Annotated in this window: 22 protein-coding genes; 14 read left to right on the forward strand and 8 right to left on the reverse strand. The window is 64.1% G+C overall.

Features of this window, described 5'->3' with window-relative positions:
• Positions 1-25: 25 nt before the first annotated feature.
• Both VC352_RS12945 and VC352_RS12950 read left to right on the forward strand, forming a co-directional pair.
• The gene (locus tag VC352_RS12945; RefSeq protein WP_322979966.1) at positions 26-574 is read left to right on the forward strand and encodes a cytochrome c oxidase assembly protein; all 549 of its coding nucleotides are present in this window, start codon (positions 26-28) and stop codon (positions 572-574) included.
• A gap of 11 nt (positions 575-585) precedes the next feature.
• Positions 586-1473, forward strand: coding sequence for a cytochrome c oxidase subunit 3 (locus VC352_RS12950; protein WP_322979967.1), 888 nt, complete (start codon positions 586-588; stop codon positions 1471-1473).
• Positions 1474-1482: 9 nt separating this feature from the next.
• Here VC352_RS12950 and VC352_RS12955 read toward each other — a convergent pair whose 3' ends face one another.
• The gene (locus VC352_RS12955) at positions 1483-1686 is read right to left on the reverse strand and encodes a twin transmembrane helix small protein (RefSeq protein ID WP_322979968.1); all 204 of its coding nucleotides are present in this window, start codon (positions 1684-1686) and stop codon (positions 1483-1485) included.
• 71 nt (positions 1687-1757) lie between these two features.
• On the opposite strand from VC352_RS12955, the gene VC352_RS12960 reads away from it, so the two are divergent.
• From VC352_RS12960 to VC352_RS12980, 5 genes are read left to right on the forward strand one after another with little or no spacing between them, the layout of a single operon-like run.
• Positions 1758-2492, forward strand: a complete 735-nt coding sequence (locus VC352_RS12960; protein WP_322979969.1) for an SURF1 family protein — start codon at positions 1758-1760, stop codon at positions 2490-2492.
• Entirely contained in the window at positions 2467-3045 is a 579-nt protein-coding gene (locus VC352_RS12965) for a hypothetical protein (RefSeq protein ID WP_322979970.1), read from the forward strand. Before VC352_RS12960 ends, VC352_RS12965 begins: the two co-directional genes overlap by 26 nt.
• A gap of 36 nt (positions 3046-3081) precedes the next feature.
• Entirely contained in the window at positions 3082-4140 is a 1059-nt protein-coding gene (locus VC352_RS12970) for a COX15/CtaA family protein (RefSeq protein WP_322979971.1), read from the forward strand.
• A gap of 20 nt (positions 4141-4160) precedes the next feature.
• Positions 4161-5060, forward strand: a complete 900-nt coding sequence (gene cyoE, locus VC352_RS12975) for a heme o synthase (RefSeq protein WP_322979972.1) — start codon at positions 4161-4163, stop codon at positions 5058-5060.
• Positions 5061-5068: 8 nt separating this feature from the next.
• On the forward strand, positions 5069-5701 hold the full coding sequence (locus tag VC352_RS12980) for an SCO family protein (RefSeq protein WP_322979973.1): 633 nt from the start codon (positions 5069-5071) through the stop codon (positions 5699-5701).
• A 134-nt stretch (positions 5702-5835) separates the two neighbouring features.
• Here VC352_RS12980 and VC352_RS12985 read toward each other — a convergent pair whose 3' ends face one another.
• Both VC352_RS12985 and VC352_RS12990 read right to left on the reverse strand, forming a co-directional pair.
• The gene (locus tag VC352_RS12985; RefSeq protein WP_322979974.1) at positions 5836-6786 is read right to left on the reverse strand and encodes a homoserine kinase; all 951 of its coding nucleotides are present in this window, start codon (positions 6784-6786) and stop codon (positions 5836-5838) included.
• 12 nt (positions 6787-6798) lie between these two features.
• On the reverse strand, positions 6799-7083 hold the full coding sequence (locus tag VC352_RS12990) for a DUF2782 domain-containing protein (protein WP_322979975.1): 285 nt from the start codon (positions 7081-7083) through the stop codon (positions 6799-6801).
• Between the two features lie 216 nt (positions 7084-7299).
• Here VC352_RS12990 and polA point away from each other — a divergent pair, with 216 nt between their 5' ends.
• Complete coding sequence (gene polA / locus VC352_RS12995; RefSeq protein WP_322979976.1) at positions 7300-10095, forward strand: DNA polymerase I; 2796 nt, start codon at positions 7300-7302, stop codon at positions 10093-10095.
• A 317-nt stretch (positions 10096-10412) separates the two neighbouring features.
• Here the strand turns inward: polA and yihA are convergent, their stop codons facing one another.
• Positions 10413-11063 (reverse strand): ribosome biogenesis GTP-binding protein YihA/YsxC, encoded by a 651-nt coding sequence (gene yihA, locus VC352_RS13000; protein WP_322979977.1) that lies wholly within the window; start codon positions 11061-11063, stop codon positions 10413-10415.
• A 242-nt stretch (positions 11064-11305) separates the two neighbouring features.
• Between yihA and VC352_RS13005 the strand changes: the two genes are divergently transcribed.
• The 5 genes from VC352_RS13005 (at position 11306) to VC352_RS13025 (ending at position 15771) form a co-directional block, all read left to right on the forward strand.
• Entirely contained in the window at positions 11306-11596 is a 291-nt protein-coding gene (locus VC352_RS13005; RefSeq protein ID WP_322979978.1) for a c-type cytochrome, read from the forward strand.
• Positions 11597-11646: 50 nt separating this feature from the next.
• Positions 11647-12252, forward strand: a complete 606-nt coding sequence (locus VC352_RS13010) for a c-type cytochrome (protein WP_322979979.1) — start codon at positions 11647-11649, stop codon at positions 12250-12252.
• Positions 12253-12405: 153 nt separating this feature from the next.
• Positions 12406-13032 carry a thiol:disulfide interchange protein DsbA/DsbL gene (locus VC352_RS13015; protein ID WP_322979980.1) on the forward strand — a complete coding sequence of 209 codons (627 nt, stop codon included), beginning with the start codon at positions 12406-12408 and terminating at the stop codon, positions 13030-13032.
• Positions 13033-13051: 19 nt separating this feature from the next.
• Positions 13052-13927, forward strand: coding sequence for an endonuclease/exonuclease/phosphatase family protein (locus tag VC352_RS13020; protein ID WP_322979981.1), 876 nt, complete (start codon positions 13052-13054; stop codon positions 13925-13927).
• A gap of 5 nt (positions 13928-13932) precedes the next feature.
• Entirely contained in the window at positions 13933-15771 is a 1839-nt protein-coding gene (locus tag VC352_RS13025; protein WP_322979982.1) for a diguanylate cyclase, read from the forward strand.
• Here VC352_RS13025 and VC352_RS13030 read toward each other — a convergent pair.
• From VC352_RS13030 to hemF, 4 genes are all read right to left on the reverse strand, one after another.
• A complete protein-coding gene (locus VC352_RS13030) occupies positions 15768-17186 on the reverse strand; it encodes a DASH family cryptochrome (protein ID WP_322979983.1) in 1419 nt (472 codons plus the stop codon). The two genes, VC352_RS13025 and VC352_RS13030, sit on opposite strands and share 4 nt — an antisense overlap.
• A 184-nt stretch (positions 17187-17370) precedes the next feature.
• Positions 17371-17727, reverse strand: a complete 357-nt coding sequence (locus VC352_RS13035) for a DOPA 4,5-dioxygenase family protein (RefSeq protein WP_322979984.1) — start codon at positions 17725-17727, stop codon at positions 17371-17373.
• Positions 17728-17736: 9 nt separating this feature from the next.
• The gene (gene aroE / locus VC352_RS13040; RefSeq protein ID WP_322979985.1) at positions 17737-18558 is read right to left on the reverse strand and encodes a shikimate dehydrogenase; all 822 of its coding nucleotides are present in this window, start codon (positions 18556-18558) and stop codon (positions 17737-17739) included.
• A gap of 92 nt (positions 18559-18650) precedes the next feature.
• The gene (hemF, locus tag VC352_RS13045) at positions 18651-19565 is read right to left on the reverse strand and encodes an oxygen-dependent coproporphyrinogen oxidase (RefSeq protein WP_322979986.1); all 915 of its coding nucleotides are present in this window, start codon (positions 19563-19565) and stop codon (positions 18651-18653) included.
• A gap of 148 nt (positions 19566-19713) precedes the next feature.
• Here hemF and VC352_RS13050 point away from each other — a divergent pair, with 148 nt between their 5' ends.
• Complete coding sequence (locus tag VC352_RS13050) at positions 19714-20691, forward strand: NADPH:quinone reductase (protein ID WP_322979987.1); 978 nt, start codon at positions 19714-19716, stop codon at positions 20689-20691.
• Positions 20692-20746 lie beyond the last annotated feature (55 nt).

Genomic DNA, 20746 nt, shown 5'->3' on the forward strand with positions numbered 1-20746 from the left:
AACTTCTTGCAGGTGGGTGCGTCTCATGAACGCCATGAGCACACCGCGCCTGGTCATCCGTCTGCTGGCCGTGGTGGTGGTCATGTTCTGCTTCGGCGTGTTCGTCCTGCCGCCGTTCTACGACGCCATGTGCCGCGCCTTCGGCATCAATGGCAAGACGGCCGGGGTCTATGAAGGTACCCAGCAGAGCGACATCGGCCGCGAGGTGCGGGTGCAGTTCCTCGCCACCAACGCAGCCGGCATGGTCTGGGAATTCGCACCCAAGGCCGATGAGCTGCGGGTTCACCCGGGCCAGTCGAGCGACATGCTGTTCGTCGCCTACAACCCGACTGACAAGCCGATGACGGCGCAGGCCATTCCCAGCGTATCGCCGTCTAAGGCCGCGGCCTTCTTTCACAAGACCGAGTGCTTCTGCTTCACCCAGCAGGTGCTGCAGCCGGGTGAGCGCATCGAGATGCCGGTGCGCTTCATCGTCGACCGCGACCTGCCCAAGGACGTCAGGCATCTGACCTTGAGTTACACCCTGTTCGATATCACCGCGCGCAAACCGCCCGTGGCACAGGCGGCTCCATAGGGAGATAGGCTATGTCGAGTCACGAAAACTACTACGTCCCGGCCCAGAGCAAGTGGCCGATCATCGCCACGCTGGGGCTGCTGACCAGCGTCGCCGGTGTCGGCACCTGGTTCAATGACCTGTCCGCCGGGCGCGAGGCCTCCAACGGCCCGCTGATCTTCTTCGTCGGCGGGCTGATCCTGGCCTACATGCTGTTCGGCTGGTTCGGCAATGTGATCCGGGAAAGCCGCGGCGGCCTGTACAGCGCGCAGATGGATCGCTCGTTCCGCTGGGGCATGACCTGGTTCATCTTCTCCGAGGTGATGTTCTTCGCTGCCTTCTTCGGTGCGCTGTTCTACATCCGCACCTGGGCCGGTCCCTGGCTCGGCGGCGAAGGCGACAAGGGTGTGGCCAACATGCTCTGGGAGGGTTTCGAATACAGCTGGCCGCTGCTGCAGAACCCCGACTCCAAGCTGTTCCCGCCGCCCACGGCGGTAATCGATCCCTGGCACCTGCCGCTGATCAATACCCTGCTGCTGGTGTCCTCCAGCGTCACCGTGACCTTCGCCCACCACGCGCTGAAGAAGAACAACAGGGGCGCCCTGAAAGCCTGGCTGGCCGCGACCATTCTGCTCGGCGCCTGCTTCCTGTTCCTGCAGGTGGAGGAATACATCGAGGCCTACACCGAGCTGGGCCTGACCCTGGGCTCGGGCATCTATGGGGCAACCTTCTTCATGCTCACCGGCTTCCACGGTGCCCACGTCACCCTCGGCGCGCTGATCCTCACGGTGATGCTGGTGCGCATCCACAAGGGCCACTTCGACGCCGAAAAACACTTCGGTTTCGAAGCCGCGTCCTGGTACTGGCACTTCGTCGACGTGGTCTGGCTGGGCTTGTTCGTCTTCGTTTACGTGCTGTGAGGCATGTCGCTACCAGGTGACATGCGACACCAGTTGCCCTGAGTAGAAGCCCCAGGCGACCAGGGCCAGGGTGATGGCGGTCAGCCCGACGCGGACGCTCAGGGCATTGACCACACGAGAGCCACGGCCTTCGTCCTTGACCAGGAAGAACAGGCCACTGAACAGGCTGGCGATGGTCGCCAGCAGCATGAGGACGATCGCGGCCTTGAGCATGCGAGACTCCGGGGGGATTGGGCGATGCCTTGCAGTATAGCCAGCCAGCTCATGCCAAACGGAGGCGCCCAATGAGCGCCTTCCGCCCCGGCTGGCTGCCCAGCATCCTGGTCGCCCTGCTGTTGCCGCTGTTCTGCGGCCTGGGCGTCTGGCAGCTGCAACGCGCCGAAGAAAAGCGCGTGCTGCTGGCCAGCTTCGAGGCGCGTCGGCAAGCCGCCCCGGTCGGACTGATGGAACTCGAGCAGGGCACAGACCCTGCCTATCGCCGCGTCCACCTGCAGGGCCATTTCGATGGCGAGCACAGCCTGCTGCTGGACAACCGTATCCGCGATGGCCACGCCGGCGTGGAGCTGCTGCAACCCTTCTACGACCAACCCAGCGGCCTCTGGGTGTTGCTCAACCGCGGCTGGCTGCCCTGGCCGGATCGCCGCCTGGCACCGCAATACAGCACCCCCGACGGGCCGATCCAGCTTGATGCCTGGGTCTATGTCGCCCCGCCCGGCGGCCTGCATCTGCAAGGCAAGGCAACGGCTGGAAAGGACTGGCCACAGCTGATCAGCGAGGTCGACAGCGCGGCGCTGTGGCGCCGGCTCGGTCGTGGCGGCCTGCCGCTGGAGCTACGCCTGGAAAGTGGCCTGGCCAGCTACCGGGTCGACTGGCCGGTGGTGGCCATGAGCCCGGCCAAGCATCAGGGCTATACCGTGCAGTGGTTCGCCATGGCGGTGGCGCTGCTCGGCCTGTTCATCTACCTAGGTGTGCACAACGCACGGGAGAAACGCCATGCACCCAGCCATCACCCTGCCTGAAACCCCACGCAAAGGGCGTGGGCGCCTGCAATTGCTGCTTCTGCTGGCCATCGTCTTCGGCCCCATGTTGCTGGCCAGCGCCATGTATCGCTGGCAGTTCTGGGTGCCGGAAACCCGTACCTATCACGGCACGCTGATCGGTGATGGGCGCACCCTGCAGGATCTCGGCGTGCAGGGCGAACTGGCGCCACGCTGGCAGATCCTGGTCACAACGCCTGGCGCCTGCGAAGCCGACTGCCAACGCCTGGTGTACCTGGCGCGGCAGATCCAGATCGGCCTCAACCGCGAGACATCACGCGCCAGCCACAGCCTGGCCAGTGGCGAACCATTGAGCGCCGACTATAGCGCCACCCTGCAACGCGAGTATCCCCAGCTCGGCCGCTATCGCCTCGACAGCCGTACCTATCAGCAGGCCAGCGACGCCCAGCCCGGAGCCCAGCTATGGCTGGTCGACCCACACGGCAACCTGGTGCTGCGCTACGACAGCAGCAGCCAGGGCAAGGCAATTCTCGATGACCTGCGCTACCTGCTGAAAATTTCCCTGATCGGTTGAGCAAGCCCTGTGTCCCACCTTTGAAGAGGACAGCACATGAGCAAACCCGGATACCGACTCGCCCTGTTCGCCACCCTGCTCGCTGCCGTGGTGGTGCTGCTCGGCGCCTACACCCGCCTGACCCACGCCGGCCTCGGTTGCCCTGACTGGCCAGGTTGCTATGGCTTTCTCGGCGTACCGATGAGCGAGCACAAACAGGCCATCGCCGAGAGCCGCTTTCCCGAGATACCGGTCGAGGTGGCCAAGGGCTGGGCCGAGATGATCCACCGCTATTTCGCCGGCGCCCTCGGCATGGTCATCCTCGCCCTGGCAATGAAAGCCGTGCGCCTGCGCCATCAGCCGCAGCAACCGCTGAAGCTGCCGCTGGCCATCCTCGCCCTGGTGATCGTGCAGGCGGCTTTCGGCATGTGGACGGTCACCCTCAAGCTGTGGCCGCAGGTGGTCACCGCGCACCTGCTCGGCGGTTTCGCCACCCTGAGCCTGCTGGCGCTGCTCACACTGCGCCTGTCCGGACGCTTCGCCATGCTGGAGGTTTCAGCACGGCTACGCACACTGGCCGCCGCCTGCCTGCTGCTGGTGATCGGGCAGATCGCCCTCGGCGGCTGGGTCAGCTCCAACTACGCCGCCGTGGCCTGCGTGGATCTGCCGACCTGCCACGGCCAGTGGTGGCCGGCGATGGACTTCGGCAAGGGCTTTCACCTGACCCAGCACATCGGCCCCAACTACCTGGGCGGCCAGCTCGACAGCGATGCGCGCACGGCCATCCACATGAGCCATCGCCTTGGCGCACTGTTCGTCAGCCTGGCGCTGTTGCTGCTGGCCTGGCGCCTGCACGCGGCGAAACTGTCGCGCCTGGCCGGCCTGGTGCTGCTGGCACTCGCCGCGCAGGTCAGCCTGGGCATCAGCAACGTGATCTTCCACCTGCCGCTGCTGGTTGCGGTCGCTCACAACGCTGGCGGCGCTGCCCTGTTGCTCACACTGGTGCTGGTCAACTACCGCCTGCGCAAGGTGGCCACGGCCACGCGTAGCACGAATGAAAGGCGCGTTACCAAGCACACGCTGGCGCCTGTCGGCCTGGTTCAGGTCGGTAAATAACCAAGCAAAGGAGAGTCGTCATGGCCACCACCCTGCGTGCCCACGCCGCACACGCCACCTGGCGCGACTACCTGGAACTGACCAAGCCCAAGGTGGTGCTGCTGATGCTCATCACCTCGCTGGTCGGCATGTTCCTCGCCACCCGTGCCGGGGTGCCCTGGACGGTACTGGTGTTCGGCAACCTCGGCATCGGCCTGTGCGCGGGCGCAGCAGCGGCGGTCAACCATGTGGTGGATCGGCGCATCGATTCGATCATGGCACGCACGCACAAGCGCCCGGTCACGGCAGGGCGCGTCTCGCCAACCTCCGCGCTGACCTTCGCCCTGCTTCTGGCGCTGGCCGGCCAGGCCTTGCTGCTGGCCTTCACCAACGAGCTGACGGCCTGGCTGACCCTGGCCTCGTTGCTCGGCTACGCGGTGATCTACACCGGCTTTCTCAAGCGCGCCACGCCGCAGAACATCGTCATCGGCGGCTTGGCCGGCGCCGCGCCACCGCTGCTGGGCTGGGTCGCCGCCACCGGTCATCTGAGCGCCGAGCCGTTGCTGCTGGTGCTGATCATCTTCGCCTGGACACCCCCACACTTCTGGGCGCTGGCCATCCACCGCAAGGAGGAATACGCCAAGGCCGACATCCCCATGCTGCCGGTCACCCATGGCGAGCATTACACCAAGGTGCATATCCTGCTCTACACCCTGGCGATGTTCGCCGTGACCCTGCTGCCCTACGCCATTCACATGAGCGGGCCGCTCTACCTCGCCTGTGCGGTGCTACTGGGCGGGCGCTTTCTGTACTGGGCCTGGGTGCTGTACCGTGACAGCCGGCCGCACGCGGCGATCAACACTTTCAAGTACAGCATCTGGTACCTTTTCCTGCTGTTCATCGCCCTGTTGCTAGACCATTACCTGCTGCTCAATCTGTAAAGGCTCTTATGACCCGCACCCATACCACCGTTTTCGTTCTCGTCGCCGTCGTTGCCCTGGTACTGGGCCTGACCGTCAACAAGGTGCTGAGCAGCAAGGGCCAGGGCGACCCGGCTGCTCTACTCGATGCCGGGATCGTCCTGCTGCCGCAACCGCGCACCCTGCCGGCACTGAGCATGACCAATCAGGATGGCCAGGCAACACCGGTGAACGAATTCAAGGGTGACTGGACGCTGCTGTTCTTCGGCTACACCTTCTGCCCGGACATCTGCCCGGCAACCCTAGCCCAATTGCGCCAGCTCAAGAGCCAGCTACCCGAAGCGACCCGCGAGCGCCTGCGCATCGTGTTGGTCAGCGTCGATCCCAACCGCGACACACCCGAGCAACTGAAGAAATACCTGGGTTACTTCGATGCCAACTTCCAGGGCCTGACCGGCGAGGAAGCCAGCCTGCAGAAGCTGGCCAACGCAGTGAGCATCCCCTACATCCCGGCTGATACCAGCAAGGAAAACTACACCGTCGATCACAGCGGCAACCTGGTGATCCTCGGCCCGGATGGCACCCAACGCGGCTTCATCCGCGCGCCGATCAACAACGCCAAGCTGGCCGAGCAACTGCCGGGGTTGGTCAGCGGTAGCTGATACGACGCGGATGCCGACGCAGGGTGGATGACGCTCGTTTCATCCACCGCAGGGCGAAAGGCAGGGGCGTAGGCCGGCGTCCCGGTCCGCCCTACGCCACTACCCCACACAAATAGCCGGCGTTTCGCTTCGTGTTACAGCGCGAACGGCAGCGGCAGGTCGACCCGTTGACGCTGCGCCAGGCGGCGCTCGAACTCGGCCGGGTCGTGAATCAACACATCCTGCCCCGCGAAGGACTCGGCTGCGATCAGGCGTGACAGCCAGAAACGCACGCAAGCCACGCGCAGCATGGTCGGCCACAGCTCGGCCTCGGCAGCGGTGAAAGGCCGCAGCGCCGCGTAGGCGCCGAGCAACGCGCGAGCACGAGCGCTGTCGAGGCTGCCGTCTTCGTGCGAGCACCAGTCATTGAGGGTGATCGCCAGGTCGTAGAGCATCGGCCCCGAACAGGCGTTGTAGAAATCGATCACCCCGGCCAGATGGTTACCGTCGAACAGGGCGTTGTCACGGAACAGATCGGCGTGCAGGTTGGCACGGGGCAGGGCGAGCAGGCGAGGCTTGAGCCCTTCGATCTCACCCAGCGCATCCCCCAGCAGCGCCTGCGCCCCTTCCGGCAGCTTGCCGGCCTGGGCCGCACCTTCGCGCAGCATCCAGTCCAATCCGCGATCACTGCGGCGCTCGATGGGCTGTGCACGCGTCGCCAGGTGAATGTTCGCCAGCAGACGCCCCACCTCCTGGCAGTGATGGGCATTGGGCTCATGCAGGTGCTTACCAGCCAGACGTGGTTGCAGCAGCGCCGGCTTCTCGGCCAGGGTGCGCAGCGCCTCGCCATCCTGCGTGCGCAGGGCGTAGGGCACCGGCAAGCCGGCATCGTGCAGCACGTCGAGCAGTTCGATGAAGAATGGCATCTCATCGACCGGGCCACGTTCTACCAGAGTCAGAACGAATTCGCCCTGCTCCAGGTTGACGAAAAAGTTGCTGTTCTCGCTACCAGCGGCGATGCCTTGAAAGCTCTTCAGCCGACCCAGCCCGTAGGGCGCCAGGAATACTTCGAGCTCGTGACGCTCCAGGGGGGTGAATACCGACATTTCGTTGCCTTGTTACCAGCTGAAGATTTCCCAGGACGGGATCAGCATGTCCGGGTCGTCCGAGCGGATGAAGTTGCCGTCGCTGCCATCGGCGCGAACGAGGAAATAGGGTTTGCCATTCTTCGGAATGACCTTGATGGCATAGAGGAAGCCATTGACGCGGTATTCCTGAATGGTGCGATCGCCATCCTGGCGAATGGTGACGTCAGGATCGGCAGAAACCGGATCCTCGGCATGAGCAGCAAGCGGAAGACAGGCCATAAGGCCGACCAGCAACAGGCGATTCAGCGTACCCATGATAACCTTGCTCCTATTGTTCACCGATGCAGCCATTCTAACAGGCCGCTGAAAAACTACCTGCGTTGCCATTGCTGCGTTAAAAGCAGGCTCGGAATGCTCATTTACAGTTCGTAGACTGCGCTTCCTCGCCTGCTTTATGCCTTGCACTGGCTGCCTCGCCTACGTTTTTCAACTACCTGTTAGCTGCACCCGCCGAAAAGGTTGATCCCGCGCATGAGCCAAGCCCCCCTCGTTCTGGTCGACGGTTCCTCGTACCTGTACCGCGCCTTCCATGCCCTGCCGCCATTGACCACCTCCAAGGGCATGCCCACCGGAGCGGTGAAGGGCGTGTTGAACATGCTCAAGAGCCTGCGCAAGCAGTACCCGAACAGCCCGTTTGCCGTGGTCTTCGACGCCAAGGGCGGCACCTTCCGCGATGAGCTGTTCGCTGAGTACAAGGCCAACCGCCCGTCCATGCCGGACGAGTTGCGCGTGCAGGTCGAGCCGCTGCACGCCAGCGTGCGAGCCCTCGGCCTGCCGCTGCTGTGCGTCGAAGGCGTCGAAGCCGATGACGTGATCGGCACCCTGGCCCGTCAGGCCGCCGGGGAAAAGCGCGATGTGGTCATCTCCACCGGCGACAAGGACATGGCGCAGCTGGTCTGCCCGCACGTTACGCTGGTCAACACCATGACCGGAAGCGTCTACGACGCCGATGGCGTGAAAGAGAAATTCGGTGTCGGGCCTGAGCTGATCATCGATTACCTGGCGCTGATGGGCGACAAGGTCGACAACATTCCCGGCGTGCCCGGTGTGGGTGAGAAAACCGCGCTCGGCCTGCTGGTCGGTGTCGGTGGCGGCCTCGACGTGATCTACGCCAACCTCGACAAGGTGCCGGCGTTGCCGATTCGCGGTGCCAAGGGCCTGCCGGCCAAGCTCGAGGAACACCGCGAGATGGCCTACCTGTCTTATCAGCTGGCAACCATCAAGACCGATGTGCCGCTGAATATCGAGATCGACTCGCTGCATCCCGGCGAGCCGGATCAGGCTGCCCTGGTCGAGCTGTACGGCGAGCTGGAATTCAAGAACTGGCTGGACGATCTGCTGCGCCAGAACAAGGCGCTGGCTGCAAAGGCTGCTGCGCCGGCTGGCGACCTGTTCGCCGAACCGACTGGCGAAGCCACCGAAGAGGCAGCCGCGCCAGCGCCAGCCAGCGCCGGTGATTATCAGTTGGTGCTGGAACAGGCGCAGTTCGAGGCCTGGCTGAAGAAGCTGGAACAGGCCGAACTGATCGCCTTCGACAGCGAAACCACCAGCATCGACGCCCAACAGGCGCAACTGGTCGGTCTGTCCTTTGCGGTCAAGGCTGGCGAAGCGGCTTATGTCCCGTTGGCGCATTCCTACATGGGCGTGCCGCAACAGTTGGATCGCGATGCGGTGCTCAGGGCGCTCAAGCCGATCCTCGAAGACCCGGCCAAAGCCAAGGTTGGCCAGCACGCCAAGTACGACATCAACGTCCTGGCCAACGCCAGCACGCCGATCACGGTGCAGGGCGTGGCCTTCGACACCATGCTTGAATCCTACGTGCTGGACTCCACCGCCACTCGTCACGACATGGACAGCCTGGCGCTGAAGTACCTGAATCACAGCACCATCCGCTTCGAGGACATCGCCGGTAAGGGCGCCAAGCAACTGACCTTCGACCAGATCGCCCTGGAGCAGGCCGGCCCCTACGCTGCCGAAGACGCCGACGTGACCCTGCGCCTGCACCAGGAGCTGTGGCGCCGACTCGAAGCCGTGCCGTCCCTGGCCAAGGTGCTGCGCGACATCGAAATCCCGCTGGTGCCGGTACTGGCGCGCATCGAGCGCAACGGCGCGCTGGTCGATGCCAAGCTGCTCGGCGAGCAGAGCGTCGAGCTGGGCGAGAAACTGGTGGAGCTGGAGCGCAAGGCGTTCGAGATCGCCGGCGAGGAATTCAACCTGGCCTCGCCCAAGCAACTGGGCGTGATCCTCTATGAAAAGCTCGGCTACCCGGTGATCAGCAAGACCGCCAAGGGCCAACCTTCCACCGCCGAGGCGGTACTGGCCGAGCTGGCCGAGCAGGACTTCGAGCTGCCCAAGGTGCTGATGCAGTACCGCTCCCTGAGCAAGCTCAAGAGCACCTACACCGACAAGCTGCCGGAGCAGATCAACCCGCGCACCGGGCGCATCCACACCAGCTACCACCAGGCGGTGGCCGCCACTGGCCGCCTGTCCTCCAGCGACCCAAACCTGCAGAACATCCCGATCCGCACTGCCGAAGGCCGGCGCATCCGCCAGGCCTTCGTCGCGCCCAAGGGCTACAAGCTGATGGCGGCGGACTACTCGCAGATCGAGCTGCGCATCATGGCTCACCTGGCCAAGGACGAAGGCCTGCTGGACGCATTCCGCCATGACCTGGACGTGCACAAGGCCACCGCGGCGGAAGTGTTCGGCGTGGCCCTGGACGAGGTGACCAGCGATCAGCGGCGCAAGGCCAAGGCGATCAACTTCGGCCTGATCTACGGCATGAGTGCCTTCGGTCTGGCCAAACAGATCGACGTCGAACGCAAGGAGGCCCAGGCCTACATCGACCGTTACTTCGCCCGTTACCCCGGCGTGCTGACCTACATGGAAAGCACCCGCGCCCAGGCTGCCGAGCAGGGTTATGTGGAGACGGTTTACGGTCGTCGCCTGTACCTGCCGGAAATCCACGCGCAGAACCAGGCCATGCGCAAGGGTGCCGAGCGCGCAGCGATCAACGCGCCGATGCAGGGTACTGCGGCGGACATCATCAAGCGCGCGATGATCAAAGTGGACGGCTGGCTGCAGGACAGTGGCATCGACGCGCGCATCATCCTGCAGGTGCACGACGAACTGGTGCTGGAGGTGCGCGAGGATCTGGTCGATGAAGTCAGCACCAAGCTCAAGCACCTGATGAGCGGCGCCGCCGACCTGGACGTGCCGCTGTTGGTGGAAGTCGGCATCGGCAGCAACTGGGACGAAGCCCACTGACCCTCACGCCGCGGCGCCAAGCCGCGGCCGCTCTAGCTTATGGATTTCAGAGCAGACTCTGTCATTCGTTATGGCAAATAGTTTTTAAAACCGCTGAACTTTCCGCATTTGGCCCGGGTCAGAGTTCGTGAATGGCCGTTAAGCCCTTCAATGCTCCTTTGTTGTGTTAAGTGTTGGCAGACATCTGAACCCCGCCCTAGCGGTTCAGACCTTGAACCCCGAACTTCTCCCTCCCCATACGAAGCTCGGGGTTTTTTTTGCCTGGAAAAAAGTGCCAGACAGCGATGTCGACGGGCGCGTATAGCGCACCCGATACATCAGGCCTCCTCAGAGGCGTCGTCACTTTCTTCCGGCAACAGATCCAACCAGCCGGCTAGCACCATCTGCGCCTCTTCCACGCCCATGCGCTTAGGCGCCGAGAACAGCTGGATGCCGATGCCATCGCCCCATTGCTTGCGAATCTCCTGACGCACCTTAAGCAGAGCGTTCTTCGCCGCGCCGAAAGCCAGTTTGTCGGCCTTGGTCAGCAGGATGTGCAGCGGCATGCCGCTGGCTTTCGACCAGTCGAGCATCATGCAGTCGAACTCGGTCAGCGGATGACGGATATCCATCATCAACACCAGGCCGCACAGGCTCTCGCGGCTGCCCAGATAGGCCTCCAGGTGCTTCTGCCAGTGCTGCTTGAGCGGGATCGGCACCTTGGCATAACCATAGCCGGGCAGGTCGACCAGGCGACGCTCGTCATCCAGGCGGAAGAAGTTGAGCAACTGCGTGCGTCCCGGGGTCTTCGAGGTGCGCGCCAGGCTGGCGTGGGTGAGGGTGTTGAGCGCGCTCGACTTGCCGGCGTTGGAACGCCCGGCAAACGCCACCTCCAGGCCACTGTCCTCGGGGCATTGATCGACCTTGGCGGCACTGATGAGGAAGCTGGCCTGCTGACACAGACCGATAATGGGGTTCTTCGCGAGCATGGGGATATCCGGTGGGTGCCCAGATCCGGCACAGGGATCGGGGACTTGCGACATTTCCGCGCACCTGCCATACGCAGAGGCGTGTGGCAGGTGGCGTCGTTTCCGTTTCAGCATTGCCAGTATATAATGCCGCAGATTTTGTGTGCGCTTTGTCCCACCCGCAGGAACCGTAGCAATAGGGAACGACCATTTCATACCGCCCGATAGAGGCTGGATGTTCCCACCCTGATGAGGTCGATTTGATGAAGAAAATGCTGCTCGCGGCTGCCGTAACCCTGCTGTCCTTGAACGGTCATGCCGCACAAGATCCGCAAGCGGTATTCGACCGCGCCTGTGGCGCTTGCCACAACGGCCAGCTTCCCATGGCACCGAAGAAAGGTGACAAAGCTGCATGGGAACCACGGCTGGCCAAAGGCATGGACGCGCTGGTGCAGAGTGTCACCAATGGTTTGAATGCCATGCCGCCCCGTGGGCTGTGCATGGACTGCACGGCAGAGGACTACCAGGCGGTCATCAAGTTGATGACCGAATGAGCAGTACCGCCCGATAACCCTTTCTCTCTTAGCCGTAATTGGATTAGCTGATGAACAAAGTACTCGTGAGTCTGCTGTTGACCCTGGGCCTCACCGGTGTGGCACAGGCTGCCGGTGATGCTCAAGCCGGTCAGGGTAAAGTCGCTGTCTGTGGCGCCTGCCACGGCGTTGATGGCAACAGCCCTGCACCAAACTTTCCCAAGCTGGCCGGCCAAGGCGAGCGCTACCTGCTCAAGCAGCTGCACGACATCAAGTCTGGCAATCGCCAGGTCGTGGAAATGACCGGCCTGCTGGACAACCTCAGCGACCAGGACATGGCCGACATCGCCGCCTACTTCTCCAGCCAGAAGATGAGCGTTGGCGCTGCCGATCCCAAGCTGGTCAAGCGTGGTGAAGCGCTGTTCCGCGGCGGCAAGCTGGAAGAAGGCATGCCGGCCTGCACCGGTTGCCATTCGCCCAACGGCGCCGGCATCGCCGCTGCCGGCTTCCCGCACCTGGGTGGCCAGCATGCCCAGTACGTGGCGAAGCAGCTGACAGATTTCCGCGAAGGCAACCGCACCAACGATGGCGACGCGATGATCATGCGCTCCATCGCTGCCAAGCTGAGCAACAAGGACATCGAAGCGGTTTCCAGCTACATCCAAGGCCTGCACTGACAGACCGTCGCTGCACTTGGCGAGACAAAGGGTGGCTACGGCCACCCTTTTTCGTATGCGCCATGGCTACAATGGCGGAACCGGCTCAACGATAGCGAGTCATAGTTCCGAATCGCCATCAGGGCGATGCTTTTCCAGCCAAGGAGTTCCCCCATGCGTAACCTGATTTTCGGCGCCGCTCTGGCGATCAGCAGCCTGTTCGGCCTCACCGCCCATGCCGAACCGGTCGCCGGCCAGCAGTATGTCGAGCTCAGCAGCCCCGTTCCGGTATCCAAGCCGGGCAAGATCGAAGTGGTCGAACTGTTCTGGTACGGCTGCCCGCACTGCTATCAGTTCGAGTCGACGCTCAACCCCTGGATCAAACAACTGCCGGATGACGTCAACTTCGTTCGTATCCCGGCGCTGTTCGGTGGCCTGTGGAACGTCCATGGCCAGGCATTCATCACCCTGGACATGATGAAGGTCGAGCACAAGGTGCATGACGCCGTGTTCAATGCCATTCACCAAGAGAAGAAGAAGCTGGGTACACCCGAAGAGTTCGCCGATTTCGTCGCGACCCAGGGCGTGGATCGCGATGCCTTCCTCAAGACCTTCAACTCCTTCGCCGTCAAAGGCCAGATGGAAAAAGCCAAGAAGCTCGCCATGGCTTACCAGATCACTGGCGTACCGGTAATGATCGTCGGCGGTAAGTACCGCTTCGACATCGGTTCGGCCGGTGGCCCGCAGCAGGCACTGGAAGTCGCCGATTACCTGATCGCCAAGGAGCGCGAAGCGCTCTGACCGGTCATAGGCGCTCGCGATGCTGCGCCGTTGGCGAAAGACCCGCGCGGTTGGCCTGTGCGATCCACAGGTTAACCCGCACTGCACCTCTGTGGAACGCGACTGGCCGGCCGACGGCCTGTTGCGCCTGCTCAGTTTCAACGTCCAAGTCGGCATCAATACCCAGCACTACCATCACTACCTGACCCGCAGCTGGCAACACCTGCTGCCCCATGCCGGCCGCGCCGGCAATCTGCAGCGCATCGGTGATCTGCTGGCCGACTTCGACCTCGTCGCCCTCCAGGAAGTGGACGGCGGCAGCTTGCGCTCGGGCTACGTCAATCAGGTCGAGTACCTGGCCCAGCTGGGCGCCTTCCCTTACTGGTACCAGCAGCTCAACCGCAACCTGGGGCGCTTCGCCCAGCACAGCAATGGCGTGCTCAGCCGTCTGCGCCCGCAGCTGCTCGAGGATCACCCCCTGCCAGGTCCGCCCGGGCGCGGCGCGATATTCCTGCAACTGGGCGGAGGCGAGCAGGCCCTGCTGGTGGTAATGATGCACCTGGCCCTCGGCTCGAAAACCCGTGCGCGCCAGCTCGCCTACATCCGCGAACGCGTCACCCCTTACCGCCATCTGGTGCTGATGGGCGACATGAACACCCATGCCCTCGACTTGCTGGAAAACTCGCCGCTACGCGACCTCGGCCTGCTCGCCCCCCAGGCGCAGGCAACCTTTCCGAGTTGGCGACCGCAGCGCTGCCTTGATCACATCCTGCTCAGCCCGACCCTCGAACTGGGGCGAGTTAACGTTCTTGAGCAGCCGATCTCGGATCACCTGCCGGTCGCTGTGGAAATCCGCCTGCCAAAGGCTCAGAGTAGTGGCCAAACGCCTATAACGAACCCGCCATCCCTGGAATAAGCCAAATGAGCGATGACGCCCAGCGCTGGAAAGACAAGTACCTGAGCAGCCTCGAGCAGCAGGAGAAGCTCGAAAGACGCTGGGACGCGCGCCTCGACCTGCTGCGCCGCGGCCTGGTGCGCAGCAGCCTGGCGGCTGAGGGTACCGACAAGGCCGTGGATCAGTGCATGAAGGAGATGCGCGAGATCCTCCGCCGCGACGATATGGACGCTCCGCTCAGCAGCCTGATCCCGCGCCTGGAAAAGGCCGTGCTGGAATCCGAGCAACGTCGCCAGCAGCGCTCCGACGAAGCCCTCACCGCCCTGCAGCAGGTGATCGAACAGTTGCAGAAGCTCGATCCTCCACGCGAGGTGCGCAAGGCGCTGAAATCACTCAGCCGGCAGATGGAGGACGCCACCAGCCACAGCTACAAGCTGCCAGCGCTGCTGAGCCAACTGAGCCAGTTACAGAGCCAGGCACTGGAGCAACTGCGCAGCAGCCAGTCGGAACAGCCGGGCCTGCTGCAACGCCTGTTCGGCGGCCGCGGCGACATTACCGCCGCCGAACCGGGCGAGGCCAGTGAAGCCGCCGCGCCGATCAGCCCGAGCGCTGACGTGCCTGCGGCGCAACCCGCCGCAATCACACCTCAGGCTCAACCAGCCAGTGAGAGCAAGCCGGTCGAGAGCGAACGCCCGCCGCTCGTCGCCGCCTCTTCGCCGCCAGCGGCAACGCTCGACAGCCTGCCTCTACCTCCCGGCCTGGTGTCCGTCGAACGGTCTGAGGGTGATGCCGAATTTGCCCTGCCGAGTAACGAGCCGGGCTACAGCACCGTAGCGCCTCATATCGCCGAAAGCCTGCGCAAGCTGCTCGCCGAACTGGAACTGCCGCCCCGCCATCAGCCGCAGGGCGAAGCGCTGCTGGAGCGTCTGCTTGGGCCGTTGAACTGGTACGAACTGGTGCCCGTACTCGACGATCTGTCGGTGCTGGTGCTAGCGGTCAGCGGCAACGGTCAGCGCGAATTTGCCGTCTACCTCAAGCAGCTCAACGAGCGCCTGGCGGTCTTCATCGGCACCCTCAACGAGGCGCACGAAGGCTACAGCGGCTCGGTCGAACAGGCCCGCAGCTTCGATCAGGAACTGCGTGAGCAGGTCAATGAGCTGCAGAACAGCGTGCAGGAAGCCGTGGATCTGGACTCACTGAAAAGTGCGCTGGAACAACGCCTGGACGCACTTCTGCAAACGGTCGCCACCCATCAGCACCAGCGCAACGAGCGCGAGGAAGCGGTTGCCGAGCGCCTGCAGGGACTGGTGCAGCGCGTTGCGGAGATGGAACAGGAAGCACAGCAGTTCCGCGATCATCTCGAGGAGCAACGGCAGAAGTCGCTGCTCGACCCACTGACCGGCCTGCCCAATCGGGCCGCCTGGAGCGAGCGTCTGGAGCTGGAAGTGGCCCGTCGCCAACGCTACGGCGGTGAGCTGCTACTGGCGGTGCTGGACATCGATCACTTCAAACGCGTCAACGACAACTACGGCCACCTAGCCGGCGACCGCGTCCTGAAGATCATTGCCAGCGAGCTGCAGAAACGCCTGCGCAAGACCGACTTCATGGCCCGCTTCGGCGGTGAGGAATTCGTCCTGCTGATTCCCGCCACGCCCATAGAGGGCGGCCAGCAATTGCTGGAAACGCTACGCAACGCCGTGGCTGCCTGTCCGTTCCATTTCAAGGGCGAACCGCTGACGATCACCTGCTCGGCCGGCCTGACCGAGTTCCGTGGCAACGAAAGCAGCGACGCGGTCTTCGAACGCGCCGACAAGGCGCTCTACCGCGCCAAGGGCGAGGGCCGCAATCGGATCGAACTGGGTTAGGCGGCCGGCAGATAGGGCCGCCAGGTCTCCGGCATCTGCTCCAGGCGTGGATAGCGCATGGCCTCCAGCTGCAACGCCGGGAGCAAAAATGGCGTATGCCGCAGGTGCGCGGCCACCGTATGCAGCTCCGGCATCCACAGGCTCACGTAGCTCGCATCCGGGTCGTACTGGCGCGCCTGGCGCAACACGTTGAACACGCGGTTCTGCCGAGGATCGCTGCCCACGCCGGCCAGATAGGCCCAGTTACCCCAGTTGCTCGCCGGGTCGTAGTCGAGCAGGTGCTCCTCGAACCACGCGGCGCCATGCCGCCAATCCTGTTGCAGGTCGTGCACCAGATAGCTGGCCACCACCTGCCGACCACGATTGGACATGAAGCCGGTAGCAGCCAGCTCGCGCATGTTGGCATCGACGAAGGGCATACCGGTACGCCCGGTACACCAGCGCTGGAAACGCTCATCGAGGTTGCGCGGCGCGCGCGCGGTGGCCTTCAACCCGCCGGCCTTGAACAAGGCGCTGCCATGGCGCACCAGCGTCCAGCGGAAGAAATCACGCCAGAGCAACTCCACCCATAACCAGTGCGTGGAATCGTTGCGCCCGTACTGTGACTCGTGACGCCGCAGCTCGGCCATCACGCGCCGGGCAGAGAGGCAGCCATTGGCCAGCCAGGGGGAAAACTTGGAGGAATACTCGGTGCCGACCAGGCCGTTGCGGGTGTCCTTGTACTCCCGCACGCCCTGGCTGTTCCACAGGTAATCACGCAGACGCGCCTGTGCGGCGGCCTCGCCACCGGAAAAAGGGAAGGCGCTGGCAGGCACATTGAGCGGCTCGCCAAGGCCGAGCTGAGAGAGTGTCGGCAATGGCTGCAGCAGGTCGAGCGCAGCATCGGGCAGCGCGGGCAGGGCCTCCGGCGCGGCTTGTGGCTGGAACACCAGCAAGCGCTGTTCGCACAGCTCGCGAAAGCGCGTGAAAACTTGTGGCAGTTCCTCGGGCGGGCAGGGCAGCTCCGCCTCACGCAGCAGCCCATTGGCGGGAAATTCTCGCATCGGCACCAACCCCAGGGCGTCACACACGCGGCTCTGCAGGGCGCGCTCTTCGGGCGCGATCTCGGCGTGAGTCAGCACTTCCTGCACGCCCAGACGCTCCACCAGTTGCGCGATCACCCGCTCGGGCTCGCCTTGCAGCACCAACAGGCGCGAGCCACGCTGACGCAAGGCGCCATCCAACGCGGTGAGGCTCTCCAGCAGCAGGCGGGTGCGATGCACACCCTGGCGCCGAGTGCCGAGGGGCCCCATGCTCAATGTGCGGGGGTCGAAAACGTACAGCGGTAACAGGCGCTCGCTCTTGAGCCCTGCCTGCAGCGCCGGGTTATCGTCGAGACGAAGATCCTGTTTGAGCCATAGCAGCGAGGTCTGCATGCTTCACTCCTTCAGGGACGTGTCCTTGGTATATCCGAATCGTGGGCGGATGCAAGACCGCGAGCGACTCTTTCATCCAGACTGTTCGCCCCTGCGGCGGTTCCTGCTTCTCCAGGGCGCGCTGACAAGCGGCTGCCATGAGGTGGCAGGACAAGGCGACGACACAATCGGCAAAACAACGGCGTCAGGCCTCGTCGGCATCCAGCATGCTGAGGTCGAGAGGATGCGAGTGCCCCAGCCACAGAGCCCAGTCGCGATGATCGCGCAGCTCGAAGCCGGTGATGGGGTGCACCAGTACGTCGAGTCCTTCGCGGTGCTGCATCAGCCAGGGCAATAGCTCGGCGAACAGCTCGGGACGGAAGGCCAACTGGCAGCTCCAGCACGGGTGTGGCCCGACGAGTTGCTGATGCAGGCGGCCCATTTTCAGCGAAAAGCGCTGCGCCGCCGCTTCGCACAGGGCACGTGCCTGCGGCAGCGTAGCGGCGTCGTAATAGACGTGGGCGTGGTAGCCCTTGATCCTCGGAGGCGCGGCGTCAGTCATCGGGACGCCTCAGCCCGCCAGTTGCCGCCGCAACTCGGCAAGCACTGGCGCTGTGTCGGGACGCACGCCGCGCCACAACTCGAACGCCTCGGCCGCCTGCTCGACGAGCATGCCCAGGCCATCCAGGCAGCGCGCGGCGCCCTGCTCGGCCGCCCAGCGATTGAAGGCGGTCGGCTCCTTGGCGTACATCATGTCGTAGCAGAGCGTATGGCCAGGCTGGATCAGGCTCGGGGCGATGGGCGGCAGCTCTCCGCCCAGACTGGCCGAGGTGCCGTTGACGATCAGATCTATCGGCGCATCGACCCAGTCGAAGCCGACGGCACGCAACGGGCCAAGATCCTTGAACTCCATCGCCAGCTTGTCGGCCTTGCACAGCGTGCGGTTGGCCACCACCAGGCTCGCCGGGCGCTGCGCCAGGAAGGGCTCCAGCACGCCACGCACGGCACCCCCTGCGCCAAGGATGAGGATGCGCTTGCCGGTCAGGCTGAAACCGGCGTTGTCCTGCAGGTCACGGGTCAGGCCGGCGCCATCGGTGTTGTCACCCAGCAAGCGGCCGTCTTCGAGTTTCTTCAGGGTGTTCACTGCCCCCGCCCGGCGCGCGCGCTCGGTGAGCGTGTCGCAGAGGCGAAAGGCCTCTTCCTTGAACGGCACGGTCACGTTGCCGCCCAGGCCTTCGGCGAAAAAGGCGCGGGCATTGCCGGCGAAGTCGTCCAACGGCGCCAGCCGCGCCTGGTAATCGAGCACCTGGCCAGTCTGTTCGGCGAACAGGCGATGGATCAGCGGTGATTTGCTGTGGCCGATGGGATTGCCGAAGACGCAGTAACGATCCATGGAAAGTCCTGTAACAGTAGACATCTACGAAACTGACACCGTCCTGTAGGAGCAACGCCGCGGGGCGAAGCTCCTACAGAAGAGAATGGAAGCTAAGCCCGCGCCAACCAATCGCGATCGGTCAGGAAATACTCGGTCAGGCGCGCTTCTTCGCTGCCCGGCTCGGGTTTCCAGTCGTAGCCCCAGCGCACGTGCGGCGGCAGCGACATGAGGATCGACTCGGTACGCCCACCCGATTGCAGGCCGAACAGGGTGCCACGGTCGAACACCAGGTTGAACTCGACGTAACGACCACGGCGGAAGGCCTGGAATTCACGCTCACGCTCGCCAAACGGCATGGCCTTGCGGCGCTGAACGATGGGCAGGTAAGCCTGGATGTAGGCATCGCCAATGGCGCGCATGAAGGCGAAGCAGGTGTCGAAATCCCACTCGTTCAGGTCGTCGAAGAACAGCCCGCCGATACCGCGCGGCTCGCCGCGATGCTTGAGGTGGAAGTAGCGGTCACACCAGGCCTTGAACTTGGGATAGACCTCGGCGCCGAACGGTGCACAGGCGTCATGGGCGACCTGGTGCCAGAACACGCAATCCTCTTCGTTGGCGTAGTAGGGCGTCAGATCGAAACCACCGCCGAACCACCACACCGGCTCCTCGCCCGCCTTTTCGGCGCTGAAGAAGCGCACGTTGGCATGCGAGGTCGGCACGTAGGGGTTTTCCGGGTGGATCACCAGCGACACGCCGAGCGCCTGGAAGCCACGACCGGCCAGCTCGGGACGGTGGGCACTGGCCGAAGGCGGCAGGCTGTCGCCGAACACGTGGGAGAAATTCACCCCGCCTTTTTCGATCAGCGCGCCGTTCTCGATCACCCGCGTGCGCCCGCCACCACCAGCCGGACGCTGCCAGGCGTCTTCGGCGAACACGGCCTGGCCGTCCTCGGCTTGCAGGGCGGAGCAGATGCGGTCTTGCAGGTCGAGCATGTAGGCCTTCACGGCCTCGGTACGGTCAGTCACGGCGGCACCTTGAGCGGGGAGCGGGTCGAAATCGGCGGGCAGCATAGCATTCGTGGCGACTGATCCGCAGTTGACGTCGGTCAATCGGGAGGATTGGATAGACCCTTTCGCCGCCAGCAGGTGGCTCATTGCAGACAAGGAATCCGAGATGGCCAAGCGCATTCAGTTCAGCCAGCACGGCGGCAGCGACGTGCTGGAGTACCGCGACTATCAGCCGGCAGCCCCCGGGCCACGCGAGGTGCGGGTGGCCAACCGGGCCATCGGCCTGAACTTCATCGACACCTATTTCCGCAGCGGCCTGTACCAACCGCCCGCGCTGCCCTCGAGCCTGGGCACCGAAGGGGCCGGTGTAGTCGAGGCCGTCGGCAGCGAAGTTGAAGGCTTTGCCGTGGGTGACCGCGTCGCCTACGCCACCGGCCCGCTCGGAGCCTACAGCGAGCTGCATGTGTTGCCCGCCGACAAGCTGGTGAAACTGCCGGACAGCATCAGCTTCGAACAGGCCGCCGCCGTCATGCTCAAGGGCCTGACCGTGCAGTACCTGCTGCGCCAGACCTACGAACTCAAAGGCGGCGAGACCATCCTCTTCCACGCCGCAGCCGGCGGTGTCGGCTCCTTCGCCTGCCAATGGGCAAAGGCGTTGGGCGTGAAGCTGATCGGCACCGTCAGTTCGGCGGAGAAGGCGGCGCGAGCGAAAGAGCAGGGCGCCTGGGCGACCATCGATTACAGCCATGAGAACGTCGTGCAGCGCGTGCTGGAGCTAACCGATGGCGCCAAGTGCCCGGTGGTCTACGACGGCGTCGGCAAGGACACCTGGGAAACTTCGCTGGACTGTGTGGCGCCGCGCGGCTTGCTGGTCAGCTTCGGCAACGCCTCCGGCGCGGTCACCGGAGTCAACCTGGGCATCCTGGCGCAGAAGGGTTCGCTGTACGTCACCCGTCCGACCCTGGCCGGCTACGCCACCAGTGCGCAGCGCCTGCAGGCCATGGCTGACGAGCTGTTCGGCATGATCGCCAGCGGCAAGCTGCAGGTGGAAATCAGCAACCGCTACGCGCTGAAGGACGCCGCCGCCGCGCAGGACGCGCTGAGTTCGAGGCAGACCACCGGCTCGACCATTCTGCTGCCATAAGCGTAGGAGCGAGCTCTGCTCGCGAACCCGGCCCTGCAAACGCTTCGCGAGCAGG

The sequence above is a fragment of the Pseudomonas sp. C11 genome, assembly GCF_034683865.1.
Lineage (GTDB): Bacteria > Pseudomonadota > Gammaproteobacteria > Pseudomonadales > Pseudomonadaceae > Aquipseudomonas.

Bases quoted from the DNA above. Each gene is read 5' to 3' on its own strand.
- polA (WP_322979976.1), top strand. From the start codon at position 7,300: ATGAGCCAAGCCCCCCTCGTTCTGGTCGACGGTTCCTCGTACCTGTAC.
- VC352_RS13050 (WP_322979987.1), top strand. From the start codon at position 19,714: ATGGCCAAGCGCATTCAGTTCAGCCAGCACGGCGGCAGCGACGTGCTG.
- VC352_RS13025 (WP_322979982.1), top strand. From the start codon at position 13,933: ATGAGCGATGACGCCCAGCGCTGGAAAGACAAGTACCTGAGCAGCCTC.
- VC352_RS12960 (WP_322979969.1), top strand. From the start codon at position 1,758: ATGAGCGCCTTCCGCCCCGGCTGGCTGCCCAGCATCCTGGTCGCCCTG.
- VC352_RS12965 (WP_322979970.1), top strand. From the start codon at position 2,467: ATGCACCCAGCCATCACCCTGCCTGAAACCCCACGCAAAGGGCGTGGG.
- VC352_RS13035 (WP_322979984.1), bottom strand. From the start codon at position 17,727: ATGACTGACGCCGCGCCTCCGAGGATCAAGGGCTACCACGCCCACGTC.
- cyoE (WP_322979972.1), top strand. From the start codon at position 4,161: ATGGCCACCACCCTGCGTGCCCACGCCGCACACGCCACCTGGCGCGAC.
- VC352_RS13015 (WP_322979980.1), top strand. From the start codon at position 12,406: ATGCGTAACCTGATTTTCGGCGCCGCTCTGGCGATCAGCAGCCTGTTC.
- VC352_RS12985 (WP_322979974.1), bottom strand. From the start codon at position 6,786: ATGTCGGTATTCACCCCCCTGGAGCGTCACGAGCTCGAAGTATTCCTG.
- VC352_RS13010 (WP_322979979.1), top strand. From the start codon at position 11,647: ATGAACAAAGTACTCGTGAGTCTGCTGTTGACCCTGGGCCTCACCGGT.
- VC352_RS13005 (WP_322979978.1), top strand. From the start codon at position 11,306: ATGAAGAAAATGCTGCTCGCGGCTGCCGTAACCCTGCTGTCCTTGAAC.
- VC352_RS13030 (WP_322979983.1), bottom strand. From the start codon at position 17,186: ATGCAGACCTCGCTGCTATGGCTCAAACAGGATCTTCGTCTCGACGAT.
- yihA (WP_322979977.1), bottom strand. From the start codon at position 11,063: ATGCTCGCGAAGAACCCCATTATCGGTCTGTGTCAGCAGGCCAGCTTC.
- VC352_RS12980 (WP_322979973.1), top strand. From the start codon at position 5,069: ATGACCCGCACCCATACCACCGTTTTCGTTCTCGTCGCCGTCGTTGCC.
- VC352_RS12955 (WP_322979968.1), bottom strand. From the start codon at position 1,686: ATGCTCAAGGCCGCGATCGTCCTCATGCTGCTGGCGACCATCGCCAGC.
- VC352_RS12945 (WP_322979966.1), top strand. From the start codon at position 26: ATGAACGCCATGAGCACACCGCGCCTGGTCATCCGTCTGCTGGCCGTG.
- VC352_RS12990 (WP_322979975.1), bottom strand. From the start codon at position 7,083: ATGGGTACGCTGAATCGCCTGTTGCTGGTCGGCCTTATGGCCTGTCTT.
- VC352_RS12970 (WP_322979971.1), top strand. From the start codon at position 3,082: ATGAGCAAACCCGGATACCGACTCGCCCTGTTCGCCACCCTGCTCGCT.
- VC352_RS12950 (WP_322979967.1), top strand. From the start codon at position 586: ATGTCGAGTCACGAAAACTACTACGTCCCGGCCCAGAGCAAGTGGCCG.
- aroE (WP_322979985.1), bottom strand. From the start codon at position 18,558: ATGGATCGTTACTGCGTCTTCGGCAATCCCATCGGCCACAGCAAATCA.
- VC352_RS13020 (WP_322979981.1), top strand. From the start codon at position 13,052: ATGCTGCGCCGTTGGCGAAAGACCCGCGCGGTTGGCCTGTGCGATCCA.